A 14,173-nucleotide genomic window follows, 5' to 3' on the forward strand; every position below is an offset into this window, starting at 1 on the left:
AAATCAATTATTTTAGAGTTCTTATGCTGTAAATGTAGTTCTAAGGATAGGTTGCCACAAAAAAATGGTGCGAACTGCAGAACTTTGTATGTGAATGGTAAAAGGGAGCGTGAAAAAGATGTTTTTTGATGCATCACTTTATAAAATAGGTAATTCAAAATTGATACGCTTTTAAAAAAAACAAAGCCAAAACTTAGTAAAAAGTTTCGGCTTTGGGTCAAGATGCATCTGGAGTTTATAAAATAAGGTGGAGCGGTTTTTAAAATACAAAAACAGCTGAAACAAATACCTATTGCAATCCTAGATTCATGCGGAATGACAAACTACGACGTTCGTATTACATACAAAACAAAACCACTGTTGAATACGTATTTATTTGTCACTCCGGAGGAGTCTACTACTATTGCTACGATTTATTTTGGCACAAAAAAACCTCCTGATTTTATTAGCAAAAATCCTTTTTATAAAAAGACGATTGCATCATAAAACAGGAGGCTTATCTAGCAAACCAATACATAAAATTTTTATCCCGTAACAGTAGCTGATACAGCCGTGCTCCACGGTCCTACTTCGCCACGGGTATTTTCCCAGCGAAGTAAATAATACATTAATTTTCCCGACTTACTTACAGGAAACCTGTGTATGTAAGGCGATTTAGAAACGGTTGCTACAAAAGTTAACTCGTCAAAATTAGTGATAGGCGTGTCCTCTTTGCTCCAAATTTGACAACCTCTTACTCCTTTTGGCTTTCCATGTCCGCCACTCTCGTTGCTACACGTTATTTCATGTTCCCAACGGTTACTAGTATTTACCTGACCTACAGGTCGAGTAACAGGCACTGGTGCAGGCGTTTTTGAAGTACTAGGCGCTGCAATATTCAACACATTTCGGTCTTCAATTGTTAAAGCGCTTTGCGGTATATCTGCAAAAATAAGTCTCATTTCTGCTTTCAAATTTTCTTTAGCAATATCTTTATTTTCAATCACAGTTGGAGTCTTGCTATTTTTACTTTGCGAAAGCGGGAAAATACCGTTCCATACTTCATGTAATACAGATACTGTATCTTGATGTATAGTAGATACATTCAGTCGTTTGCTATCCTTCAATAATAGAGGAACAGCTTCTTCAAAATATCCATTTAATTCGATATCTTTACTAGGAAAAGGTGTTTGATTAGGCATATTAAAAATGTATTTAATTAATAACTATTTGATTTATAATATTTTAAAATTCAATATTTATTTTAGTGGTAGGTATATTTTTACTTTTTGTATCGATACCAAAAGTTTCTTAACCCTTACCAAAAGTTTCACAACCCTTACCAAAAGTTTCACAACCCTTACCGAAAGTTTCACAACCCTTACCAAAAGTTTCACAACCCTTACCAAAAGCTTCACAACCCTTACCAAAAGTTCCACAACCCTTACCAAAAGCTTCACAACCCTTACCAAAAGTTTCTTAACCCTTACCAAAACCCTTAAAATAAATGAAAGAACATAAAATTTGATTTTTTAAACGTCTCTGTTAGTACGGCAGTTGTTTGGGCAATAATGCAAGTCCTTTGGGAAAAAACCAATTGGTAAGTAAATAACTATAAGAGTTGTTATTTTTAGTAGTTGAAGTTGTTGTTGTCATTTTGGCTTAAAGTTAAATGAATTAGGCGTCTATTTTTACAGTGATTTCTATTAGAGAAAAGCACCAACTTCTTTGTTGATTTAATTTAGATAATTCAGGAATTAATAGATGCTTTTGAATTATGGTTAAAATCTTCAACAAATTTGTTTTGTAAATGTGCGAATTAATTTAATACAAAACACAACCGCTTTGTAGAATTTTAACTACATAAATTACTAACGCTTAGTGCATTATGGTTTTTAAAGTTTAATTAAAGAAATAAACAAAACACTGCATTTTGTGCAAAACAGCACTAGTTTATGTTTAAGAAATTACACAAAATACAAAGAAATAGGTAATACTCTAATTTAGAGGGAAGTATAAAAAGCGAGAAATCAAGTTGTACCTCCCTCCTTTTGTAGTTTATTTTTAACGATAGGTTACTATAAACCATTCACTTATAAAGAAAAATTCGGGTTGAATTATGCTTATTTTATCGTTAAATGAAAGGAACGCGTTTTCATTTTCCATGAAAAGCATACCCATACAACATAAAAAAACCTCCTCATTACTGAGAAGGTTTTTAGAAATTAATGCAATACTATTATATATTACAATCGTGCTGGCATTTTTTTCTTTAATAAAATAAAAGCCGTTGCCATACCTATGATTAACATCGGAATAAGATAATCATTTATTGGTGCTGGGTCTAGTGGTCCATCAACTGGATCAACGTTATCATCTGGGTCTTCTGGTAATTGTGCAAAAGCACCACTTACTGAAAAGAAAAACATCAGTGCTACTACTAATTTTGTTGTTGTATTTACTTTCATCATTCTAAATTTAATATATTATTTTTTTGTTTACTATACCATTTTCTGAAGTTGTAATGCGAACTACCAACATTTGATCTGAAGAAGATAATCCTTCAATTCTAGCTGTTGTAGCATTTACGTCTTCTTGTGTATAGATTACTCTTCCTGCTAAATCAATTAATTCGATTTTAGTCATTTCAACCGTACCAGCATTAATAGTAATATTTTTATCTTTAACTGCTACTAGAATATTTTTAACCAATAAACTTGGGTTATCTGTGCCAAGTGTACTTTGGTACACCACTTCAAAACGGTCGTTAGCGATTCCCTCATTTGCTGTAAAGCTATACCCCGATTCTTTCACGTTATGAATGATTCCAGTTACGTTATCTTTAATATAGATGTTTTGGTTTTCTGCAAACAATCCGTCAAAGTTAGAAAGTGAAATCGTATAAGTACCCGCTGTATTGGTTTTGAAACCTAAAGCTACTGAACTAGCAGTATCAAATGGTAATCCCAATCCTTGAATAGCATATTCTGCACCATTGATAAGTGAAGTTAATGCAGTTTGACTATCGTTAAAATAACTACTATCAAATCCGTTATCAACGTCAAGTGTTGCTCCATTCACGTACCCTACTAAGGTTTGTCCTATAGTTCCAGCATTGTTAGAAAGATTTAACCACATGCGGTGTTTTTCTACAGATGCAGTTTTTAAGAACAATCCGTTACTAAAAGGAATTCTCATCTGATTAGTAAAGTTGAATGTAGTAGCACCTGTACTCTTGATAAAAAATCCTTGTCCAGGACTGATTACTGGATTATCTTCGAAATCAGTACCGAAATCATTTAGTTCCGCTTGTGCACTTGAAAAACCTAAATTATTAAAAGTTGCATATCCGCTACCAGCGGCTGCATTTCTTTTTCTCCAAAAATAAATGGTTTCGTCCATACCTATTGTTTCATCAAAAAGAGCGTAGACGGCAAGTGGTGAAGGATAAGGATTTCCTACTAAGTTGAATCCTCCATTAATTGTTACAAGAGGAACTGAAATCGTACCATTTTGAGGTACACCTGTAAATACACCTTGATAAACAACTCCCGGAGTAGCTGGATCTACATACTCTGCCCAATTGTTAGGACTACGAATAAGATACCCATTTGCCGGTGCAAAAGTTTTATTCAACACATCTGCTGTTGTAAAAATTTCTTGTACGTATTCACCGCCTGTACCTAAAGTAGTATCATATGACTTGAATCTGTTAAACAATGTTTGTGGAGAGAAACCTCTTAAGTTTTGATTTTCTACTGGAGAAGACCAAAGCGTATAATCTTGACGGTACAAAGGATACGACGTTACATTTACAGTAATTGGTCCTACATTTTGCACATCTTTCATTTGAGCAAGTGCTGCCGCATTTTCTACTACGAAATCAGTTGCTGTAGCGTTGTTGGTAATTTTTCCTACTACACCAACAAATCCAAATGGTAATACAGTAAAGCTTCCGTTTTCGGTAACCTCTAATTCACACACTATAAAAAATGATTCAATAACTAAATCACCATCAATAATGGCTCTCATACCTTCTTCAGGTTCTCCGTTGCTCCATGCTTCACCGTCCCATGTTGTTTCCTCCATAGTCACGTTATTCAAATCAACCACAACGTCTTCTGAAAATGAACAGTCGCCTACAGTAACTGTAAGTGTGTATGTCCCTGATGCAGTAACTTCCGTTTCAAGTTCATCAGTAGCGCCTGTAATTACACCACCAGTACCGGCAGTCCACAAATAGGTTGCTTCAGATAAAATTTCATTTGCCATAAAATTTGAAATGACAACAGTAGCACTCCCACCATAATTATCAGTGGTAGTCATTCTAAAGGCAAAAACATCACCTTCTTCCACATCAAGACTTACTGAACCTGATTGTGTATTATTTCCATTTATAGCAAAATCTGTTAAATATTGAGACATACCATTTAATACATATTCAGGTTGGTCCACTAGCGGTCCATTATCCGTAGTGTCATAATTCCAGTTAAAACTTATAGTTCCATCTGCAGGGATAATAATACTGTAGTCTGTTTTTCCTTCAGTACCCGACGAATTATTTCCTCCAATAATGGAGATTGATGCTGGAGCACTAGATGTAGTAGCGCTTCCGTTTGCACTTGTATTTGATAACGTCCAATTTTCAGGCGAATAAGCACCTTCAAAACCCATAGCGTTTTGGCTTCCTTCTCCTGCAGCTTGCACTGTTGCTTGTAGAGTAACGACTTCGTCCATACAAGTTATTAGAGGTTCAGTAATTGTTACTGTATAATTTACAATGCTTATTACTGCTTCGCCCGTCATAGTAGCTGTTCCTGCATTAATAGCATGAGTAGCTTGAACAGTATAAGTACCTTCTGTAGAAAAACTTCCAAAAGAAAGTGCTTCTCCTGTACCTGCAACTGCATCAGCTGCATCCCCTCCATTTATTTGCAGTTGATAAGAAACACCCACTTCGCTATTCGCTAAACCAATAGCAACACTTGCATCAGGACAAATTGGTCCGCCACCTGTAACTTCATACGCTACAGGAGCTGGTGAAATATAAGCCAATATTTGTTCTACAGAAGTAGTACAACCATTAGCATCAGTAACAAAACAAGTATACGTACCGGCACCTAAACCTGTAATAGAAGCAGTAGTTGCACCATTACTCCAGTTGTAATTATAAGGTGTAGTACCGAAAGATGCGGTACCGCCCGTAGCTGTTGCAGTTAAAGCACCCTCATTTCCATCCATTGTAGTAATTTCTGAATCGATTGTTGCAGTTGCGGATAAAACAGTAGGTTGCGAAATTGTAAAAGTCATACTCGTAACCTGACATCCATTGGCATCCGTTACCTGACAGCTGTAATCTCCTGCAGTAAGCCCAGTTATACTAGTAGTACCGTCACCCGTAGGGGTACCCGTCCAGTCATAGGTATAAGGAGCTGTTCCGCCCGTTGCAGCATAAACAGCAGCTGCCCCAGTAGCCATACCATTACATGCGATATTGGTTTGACTTGCAGGAGATGCTACAAGACTACTAACATTTATTGTTATTGTAACACAGTCTCCAGGAGTAACACACCCACCTTCTCCTCTTACATAATAAGTTGTAGTACTTGATGGGTTAACATTTATACTAGATTCTGTTGTTGTAGCAATTAATGTTCCTCCACATGATGCAGTATAAATAGACCATTGCGTGGCATCATTTAAATCTCCAGAGATATTTAAAGTTGTAACACCTCCTGAACAAATTGTTGTGTTTGTCGCACTTAGCGTTGGCACCGTTGGGCTTGTACAAGGAGTTTCTAAACCACTCAATACCATAGTATCAAGACCCATCGGACTGTTGTCGATATTACTAAGTGTAAAAGAAGTAACGCCTGTCCAGTTAACTGTAACAGTTTTACCAATGACACCATCTTCTGCGTATATAGCGCTACTATTTGAACCTCCTGTTGGCGTAATGAGCACTACACCACTACTACCACCATTTACATTAAGAATATGCATACTAGTAATATCAGCAGCAGCACTAAAACTTACTGTTAAAGTCCCATACCCCCATACATAATTACCAGCAGTACCGGACCAACCACCAGAATTTGAGCATTTCACATCTGTAAAAGAATTTGTTACCGTAGCAGTAACACCACTAACCGTTTCTGCCAAACTTGGCTCACCGTTAGTAAGTGTTACTGAATCCCACGTAACCGTGCTTTGCGCATTTGCATTATGCTGAAACAGCAAAGCAAGTGCAATCATCAAGTAAAATAATTTTTGTTTCATACTATTATAAATTTTAGGGTTGTAAAGTTCCAAAGCTAACTTTATCATCTCCGAAATCAAAAAAAATGGTGTGAAATGCAGAACTTTGTATGTGAATGGTAAAATTGAGGGTAAAAAAGGTGTTTTTTGGTACTTGTTGAACTATTAAATTGTTTAAAAATTACAGCAGTATCCATGCAAAAAGCCCCAACTTAATTAAAAGTTGGGGCTTTGCTCTGCAAAAAAACTAACTAATATAAAAACTCTTCTTTAAAATACAATCTTCTTAGTGGTTACTTTATTATCAACCGATGTGATTTTTACCAATACCACTTGATTGGCAATATTTAACTTACTAAATGTAGCCGTAGTTGCCTTTACATTATCCAAAACTTGAATCAAGCTTCCGCGGATGTCGTATAGTTCCACTTTCTGCATCTCCATAGTCATCGCGTTGATAACGATGTCTTGTCCTTCTTTATACACCATTACTTTGTTGATGTCTAAATCTGGATTGTTTGTACCAAGCGTTGAATTTTGGTACACCACTTCAAAACGGTCATTAGCGATTCCTTCGTTTGCTGTAAAGCTATAAGCCGATTCTTTCACGTTATGAACAAGTCCAGTAACATTATCTTTCAGATAAATGTTTTGACCTTCAGCAAAGAAGCCATCAAAAGCACCTAATGAAATGCTAAATGCACCTGCGGTTTCGGTTTTGAAACCTAAAGCAACACTACTTGTAACGTCAAAAGGCAAGCCTAGACCTTGGATAATGTATTCACTACCGTTGATAAGCGATGTTAGCGCTGTGCTGCTATCGTTAAAATAACTACTATCAAATCCGTTGTCTACTCCTGCAGTTGCTGCAGCGGTATAGCCAATTAAAGTCTGCCCCACTACGGCTGTAGCGTTAGACAAGTTCAACTTAAAACGGTGCAATTCTGGTGTTTCTTGTCTTAAGAACACCCCATTGCTTTGAAAGTAACGCATCTCATTGGTAAAAGTCAACTGGGTAGCTCCCAAGCTCTTTACAAAGAATCCTTGTCCTGGATTGATAGCAGGTGCTGATTCAATAGCGGTTTCAATAGCTGAAAGCCCCGGTTGCAACGTTACAAATCCCATATTGTTATAGGTTGCATAACCTGTTCCTGCCGCTCCATTTCTCTTTCTCCAATAATAAATGGTTTGCTCGATGTTCGGGTTACTACCAAAGAATGCTGAGATTATAATAGGCGATGGATACGGATTTCCTGTTAAGTTCATTCCACTATTCGTCGTAGATAAGGGTAAGGAAATCGTTCCATTTTGAGGTACACCTTTAAATACGCCACCATAAGAAACTCCAGGAGTTGCTGCATCTACATATTCTGCCCAGTTGTTTGGCATACGAATTAGATATCCATTGGCTGCTGCAAATTCTTTAGTTACTACATCTTGTGTTGTAAAAATTTCTTGGACATATTCTCCTACTGTTCCTAAACTTGGGTTGTAAGAAGAAAATCTATTAAATAAGGTCTGTGGTGAGAAGCTTCTTAGGTTTTGTTCCATTACAGGAGAGGACCAAAGCGTGTAATCTTGTCGGTACAACGGAAATGAATTTACATTCACGGTAACGGGTCCTTCGTTCTGTACTTCTTTTAACTGAACAAGTACACCGTTGTTTTCTACAACAAAGTTAAGTGCTGCAGCATTATTGGTAACTTTTCCAATCACACCTGTATAAGCGCCAGACTGCACAGTCAAACTTCCATTTTCAGTAATAACTAATTCGCAAGCTTCTAAAGCTTCGTTAACTATTAAATCACCATCGATAATCGCTTTAACACCGATATGTGGTTCTTCGTTACTCCATGCTGTTCCGTTCCAAATTGTAGTAATCAAGGTTGGATTATTTAAATCAACTGTTACACTTTCTGAAAAAGAACAATTGCCTAAGGTAGCCGTCAAAGTATAGGTTCCTGATGAAGCCGCTTCTATTTCAAGTCCTGATGTCGTTCCCTCAATTACACCACCATTTGAGGCAGTCCATGACAAAGTAGGCGTTCCTATAAGAGACGACGCTACTTTCCAATTAGAAATAGCCATTCCTGCAGCTCCTGAACCATTAGCTGTTTTGTGCATTCGTAGTGCTAGCGTAGCACCTTCCTCTACATGCATCGTTACTGTTCCGCTTTGCTGAGTAGCAAAATTCGTATTATAACCATTCAAAGTACTGGCTACACCATTGTAAACAATTTGCGGAAGGTCATTAGCGGCATTATCCTCACTGAAATAGTTCCAATGAAAGGTCAAGATTCCTGAAACAGGTACCGTAGTAGAATAGTCTGTATTTCCTTCTCCAATAGGACTAGTGCCATCTCCACCCATAATAACGAGATAATCTGGTAAACCATCCGTATCGAAATATCCGTTAGCATTATCATTGGTTAAAGTCCAATGTTCTGGTCCAAACACACCTGTAAAGTCTTCAATACTACCAGTACTTGCATTTAAAGTAACTGAAGTACTCATACAAGTAACCTCAGGTTCTGCAATAACCATTACGTAAGCGGCGTCAGTTATATTCGCACTTCCCGACATTGTTGCACTATTTTGATTATCTGTACGTGTACCAACTACAGTATAAATACCTGTTTCTGTAAAGTTACCAAATGTAAAAGCCGAACCGATACCTATTACGGCATCACCTACAGCGGTAGATCCTCGTTTTAATTGATACGAAACATTCGTTTGGCTATAAGACAAACCTATAGAAACGCTTGAACCTGCACATACTGGTCCACCTCCTACAACTGAAAATAGTAACGGAGTTGTTGGAACATACACTATATCTAGTTCTACAGAAGCAGTACAACCATTAGCATCGGTAATAATACAAATGTACGTATCTGCATTTAAACCTGATATTGAGGCAGTTGTTGCCTCATTGCTCCATAAATAAGTATAAGGTGCGGTACCTCCAGATGCATTTGCAGTTACAGCCGCATCATTTGAAATATAAGAAGACATTTCAGCATCTATAACACCTGAAGCAACAAGGATTGTTGGCTCTGTAATTGTAAAACTTTGCGAAGCCGTACATCCATTGGCATCGGTAATAGTAACTGAATAATTACCAGCTGAAAGTCCAATACGGTCTTCCGTTGTAATGTCTCCACCCCAGTCAAAGGTATAATCCGCTGTGCCTCCTGATGGAGTAAGATTAATGAATCCATCAGATGCACCGTTGCAAGAAATATTAGTAACTATTGCTGAAGCTTCAATTGCATCAAAATAAGGAACTACTACATCATCAGAAAAGGTACATCCATCTACAGTAGCTGTTAAAGTATAGGTTCCTGCTGTAGTAGCAGTTGCCGTAAGTCCATCAGTAGCTCCGGTAAGCACACCTCCATTTGAGGCCGTCCATGCATAGCTTGGTGTTCCTGTAGCAGATGATACAACACTGAAATTAGAAATAGTAACGATTCCAGAGGGGCCTGAATTATCTTGCGTATACATTCTTAATACAAAAGTTTCTCCCGCCACTACTTCTATAGTTTCAAATCCCGATTGAGTATCTGCTCCACTTTCATTAAAATCTGTAAAATACGATATAACACTATTATAAACTATCTGAGGATAATCCCACTCTGGACCATCATTAGTAGTATAGTTCCAATTAAAACTCAAAGTACCACTCGCAGGTACAACAATACTATAATCGGTAGTGCCAGGAAAACTACTACCATTATTTCCACTTGTAATAATAATAGACGCTGGTGCATTAGCCGTATTTACATTTCCATTTGTATCCGTATTTGTTGTGGTCCAATTTTCAGGAGCAAATGCACCTGTAAAATTAGAAAGACTTCCTGTCGTACCAGTTATAGCAACTGATGTACCTGCACAAGCAGTCGCTGGTTCTTCAACCAAAACGATATAACTAGGTGTACTTACACTCGCACTACCCGTCATTGCAGTAGTCAATGTTCCAACAGTATTTTTAGCCACTACCGTATACGTTCCTGCTGTAACAAAATTACCCAACGAAAGCGCTTCTCCTGTTCCTGCAACTGCATCACCTACATTAGTAGATGCCAATTGCACTTGATACGTTACGCCTTCTTGACTGTTAGCTAACCCAATAGTAGCCCCAGTTCCTCCAGCACATGTTGTTCCTCCACCTGTAACCGCATAAGCTACGGGAGCGGGTGCATTGTAAGACAAGGTATATTCCGTATACTTCGAACAGCCATTGACATCTGTAATCGTACAACCGTAAGTACCTGAACCTATACCTGTAATTTGAGCCGTAGTAGCAAAATTACTCCATTCATACGTATATCCTGGCGTACCTCCTGACCCACTTGCAGCAAGCCACCCGTCCTGTGACGAAGCAGATGTAAGCGCTTGAACAACCGTTATAGTACCTGACACAGCATTCGCAGGCTGGCCAACATTTATATTTTTAGTTAGGGTACAGCCCTTACCATCGGTGATAAGAACCGAATAATTGATTCCACCCAGTCCGTATACAGAAGCAGTAGTTGCATTATTTGACCATAAATACGTATAAGGTGTAGTACCTCCTGAAACACTTACCGAAGCCATCCCGTCACTTGAACCATTGCAACTTGCAGAAGTAGCTGAAATACCCGCGCTTAAAGCAGAAGGTTCTGTAATTATAATATCAAGAGAAGCACTCCCACAATCATTGGATACCGTGCACTTGTAAACCCCGGCTACTAGCCCCGTTACCACATTTGTGCCGTTACCTGTTATGTTACTTGGTGTCCATTCATAGGTAAGGTTACTACCTGTACCCATTACTGTGATAGCTCCTGTTGCAGCTCCATTACATTTCACATTTGTAATAACTGCTGGAGAAACAGCTACAGGACAACTTATATTAGCTGTTGAAAAATCCGAAGTCACTATACTAAAATTATTCAAAGAAGAAAGACTCCAGTTAGCAGGGTTATTAATCAATGCTCTAATAGCACTAACCGTCCCTGTAAGTGTTCCTGTATATTTAGCATTATCATATTCTGGCCCAGGGGCTGGATTTATTGCTATACAATTTACACCATTTGTCAAACCTGTTGGAAGTACACTTTCAGCACTAATTCCAACAGTCATATAAGTATTCCAATGGGTCGTTGAATTATAATTAAAATCACTATAATCGCCATGTATTGCAGCAATAAAAGTAGGAGCTGAAGGCCGCACTCCCCAAGCACTTTGGTAGGCCATTATTTGATCTCCTGCTGATAAACTAAAAGATGATCCACTTACTAAAGTTACCCCATTAGAAGCACCTGTAACTGTAAACGTATCTGGAGATGTTTCTACCACTGACACAATGGTTCCTCTTGTAGCACCAGAGGGAATCACCCACGAAAGATGGACTTCAGATTGATTTCCCCAAGCTGAACCCGTCCATCCTTCATCTGTAAAGTAAAGGGTTTGGCCCGCCGGCAAATCATTAAGGACTATGAACGCAAATCCGTCAGGACTGTCTGTGTTATAACCAATAAAAGCAATGTCACCAGCTACAATCGAAGGGGCTCCTGCCTGTGCCTGAACATTAAACTGTAAGAATACTGCTACTAAAAGCAACACCCAATAAGTAATTTGTTTTTTCATAAATAAAAATTTAGGGTTCATATCCACCAAAGGTATAGGATAAGGCTGCGAACCACAAAAAAATGGTGTGAAATGCAGAACTTTGTATGTGAATCGCAAGATTAAGCTGATAAGAAAAGTTTTTTAGTTCTATTTTTACAAATTAATTGTCTATAAAACAAAAAGGAGCACTAACGAAGAAAGCCCCAACTTTATAAAATGTTAGGGCTGGATATGCAAATAAAAGATGGAGTTTAAGTTAAGCGACATTTTTATAATTATTTGATTGATTGTTAAATTCCTTTATTGTCATGTATTTCAAAGCTGAATGTCTTCTTTTTTGATTGTACCAGAGTTCAATGTATTCAAAAACTTGAAGTTTCATTTGTTCTTTTGAAATGAGCTTATTGCCGTAGATTAATTCCGTTTTTAAAGATTTAAAAAAGCTCTCTGCCACTGCATTATCCCAACAATTTCCTGTTCTACTCATGCTTCGAGTTACTTTATATGAGTCTAAAACATTTGCAAATTTGTTGTTAGCATATTGGACACCTCGATCAGAATGAAAAATTAATCCATTTTGCACATTTCTGTTTCTAATTGCCATTTTCCATGATGCTAGAGTTGTTTCATTTGTACTCATTCCATCACTTAAGCTCCAGCCGATAATTTTTCTGTCATACAAATCCATTACCGTTGTTAAATACAAAAATCCTTCTTTAGTGTGAATATATGTAATGTCTGAAACCCATGCTTTTGATGGCTGAGAAACCAAAAATTGTCTGTTTAACACATTCTCAACAAGTAAATAATTATGTTTAGAATCAGTGGTAATCTTAAATTTTTTACTCAACTTACTTTTCAAACCAAGTTCTCTCATATATTTTGCAACTGTAATTCTTGAAATCTGAAACCCTAAAATATTTAATTCCATTGTTATTCGTGGACTACCATAGCGCTGTTTGGATTCAAAATAAAGGGATGTAATTTTTTCTTTTAAAACATTCATTTTCTGAAGTCGCTTAGAAATGGCAGCGATTTTCCACCGGTAATAGCCACTTTGGCTGACTTTTAAAACTTTACACATTTTTTCAATCGGAAATATTTTTGCATGATTTTTAATAAAATCAAATATCATCGACCGCTCTTGGAAAAAATGCCCACTGCTTTTTTTAATATATCTCGTTCTAATTCAGCTTCTTTCAACTTTGCCTCTAATTCGCTAATTAGTTTTTGTTCTGATGTTTGTTTTAAAATTCCATTACCAGGAAAGCTACCAGCACCAAACTTATCGTAATCCTTACGCCACTTATAAAGCATACTAACACGAATACCTAATTCTCTGGCTAATTCAGTTATGTTGGAACGTTCATTGCTTAGTTCTACAGCTTTTATTTTAAACGCTGCGTCATAAATTTTTCTCTCTTTTGTCATAAGTTAAAATTAAGGTTTTTTCTCTTAACTTAAACTCCCAGCTAAATTAGTACATCCAAGCTCTTGACTCCTTTGCACTTTCATCCTTATAATTATATAAATTGTTGCCAATACTGATAATTGGAAAAAAAAGAACAAATGCAACTCCAATCAAATTGGATTTCATTCTATTTTTATCTTTAAAAAAGATAAATGCAAGAGCATAAAAGAAGATGATATACAAAAAGCTGTAAAAAATTATATCTTCTCGATAGGCGTCTTCTGTAAATAATCTTGGAAGTGAGTCGAAAAAATTCCAATCATTTTTTCTGTAAATACCATCTACAAGAAAATAACGTGAATTAATCATAATGTCCTGTCTTGTGCTTACTAGACATTTATAAATACTAAATGCAAAAACAAAAAATGTAAATAAAATACAAGTATTGCATTTGTAAAAATTATAAAAATACCTTGACAACTTTTTTTTGATGTTTTTCGTTGCATTACCATTAATTGTAATCATCATCAAAAACAGCAAACAAAAGACTATAAAATTCAACAAGAAAATCAATGTTATAAATTCTAAAATTTACAACATCAGATATGACACCAAATATGGTAACGAAAAAAATGCTAATATTCATTGTTGATTTCTCTCCACTGTATGTTCCACTTCCAACTACCCAAAATAGAGTTGGTAAAAAAAGGACTAGGTAAAAACTTCTAAATCTTATATTTTTAATTAAGAGAACGACAATAAGTAAAAAAAGAATGATTAAAAATATTGACATATTAAGACAGTTTTAATTATAAACATAGATAAAAATTAATAACATTTTGATAGTTCGAAAACTCCAAATTCATTTCTAAACCTAAAAACAAAAAAAAATCTACCTCCTCTTCACCGCTG

The 14,173-nt window shown here is 36.6% G+C and carries 9 protein-coding genes; 1 reads left to right on the forward strand and 8 read right to left on the reverse strand.

Annotated elements, in window-relative coordinates; all coding sequences use genetic code 11:
- Nucleotides 1–315 precede the first annotated feature (315 nt).
- Nucleotides 316–486 (forward strand): hypothetical protein, encoded by a 171-nt coding sequence (locus ACQ5J2_RS15315; RefSeq protein ID WP_432671335.1) that lies wholly within the window; start codon nt 316–318, stop codon nt 484–486.
- Between the two features lie 38 nt (nt 487–524).
- On the opposite strand, the gene ACQ5J2_RS15320 is transcribed toward ACQ5J2_RS15315, so the two are convergent.
- The 8 genes from ACQ5J2_RS15320 to ACQ5J2_RS15355 all read right to left on the reverse strand — a co-directional run bounded on the left by ACQ5J2_RS15320 (nt 525) and on the right by ACQ5J2_RS15355 (nt 14,054).
- Complete coding sequence (locus tag ACQ5J2_RS15320) at nt 525–1,181, reverse strand: hypothetical protein (protein WP_432671336.1); 657 nt, start codon at nt 1,179–1,181, stop codon at nt 525–527.
- Between the two features lie 1,044 nt (nt 1,182–2,225).
- The gene (locus ACQ5J2_RS15325) at nt 2,226–2,450 is read right to left on the reverse strand and encodes a hypothetical protein (RefSeq protein WP_432671337.1); all 225 of its coding nucleotides are present in this window, start codon (nt 2,448–2,450) and stop codon (nt 2,226–2,228) included.
- 7 nt (nt 2,451–2,457) lie between these two features.
- Nucleotides 2,458–6,258 carry a hypothetical protein gene (locus ACQ5J2_RS15330; RefSeq protein ID WP_432671338.1) on the reverse strand — a complete coding sequence of 1,267 codons (3,801 nt, stop codon included), beginning with the start codon at nt 6,256–6,258 and terminating at the stop codon, nt 2,458–2,460.
- A gap of 249 nt (nt 6,259–6,507) precedes the next feature.
- A complete protein-coding gene (locus ACQ5J2_RS15335; RefSeq protein WP_432671339.1) occupies nt 6,508–11,868 on the reverse strand; it encodes a hypothetical protein in 5,361 nt (1,786 codons plus the stop codon).
- 238 nt (nt 11,869–12,106) lie between these two features.
- Complete coding sequence (locus ACQ5J2_RS15340) at nt 12,107–12,985, reverse strand: IS3 family transposase (protein ID WP_432670543.1); 879 nt, start codon at nt 12,983–12,985, stop codon at nt 12,107–12,109.
- Nucleotides 12,982–13,281, reverse strand: coding sequence for a transposase (locus ACQ5J2_RS15345; protein WP_432670545.1), 300 nt, complete (start codon nt 13,279–13,281; stop codon nt 12,982–12,984). Before ACQ5J2_RS15345 ends, ACQ5J2_RS15340 begins: the two co-directional genes overlap by 4 nt.
- A 46-nt stretch (nt 13,282–13,327) precedes the next feature.
- Nucleotides 13,328–13,630: a hypothetical protein gene (locus ACQ5J2_RS15350; RefSeq protein ID WP_432671340.1), complete on the reverse strand. Its 303-nt coding sequence runs from the start codon at nt 13,628–13,630 to the stop codon at nt 13,328–13,330.
- Nucleotides 13,631–13,772: 142 nt separating this feature from the next.
- Nucleotides 13,773–14,054, reverse strand: a complete 282-nt coding sequence (locus ACQ5J2_RS15355) for a hypothetical protein (protein ID WP_432671341.1) — start codon at nt 14,052–14,054, stop codon at nt 13,773–13,775.
- Nucleotides 14,055–14,173 lie beyond the last annotated feature (119 nt).

Origin of the sequence: Flavobacterium sp. SM2513 (assembly GCF_050908145.1) — a bacterium.
Classification (GTDB): Bacteria; Bacteroidota; Bacteroidia; order Flavobacteriales; family Flavobacteriaceae; genus Flavobacterium.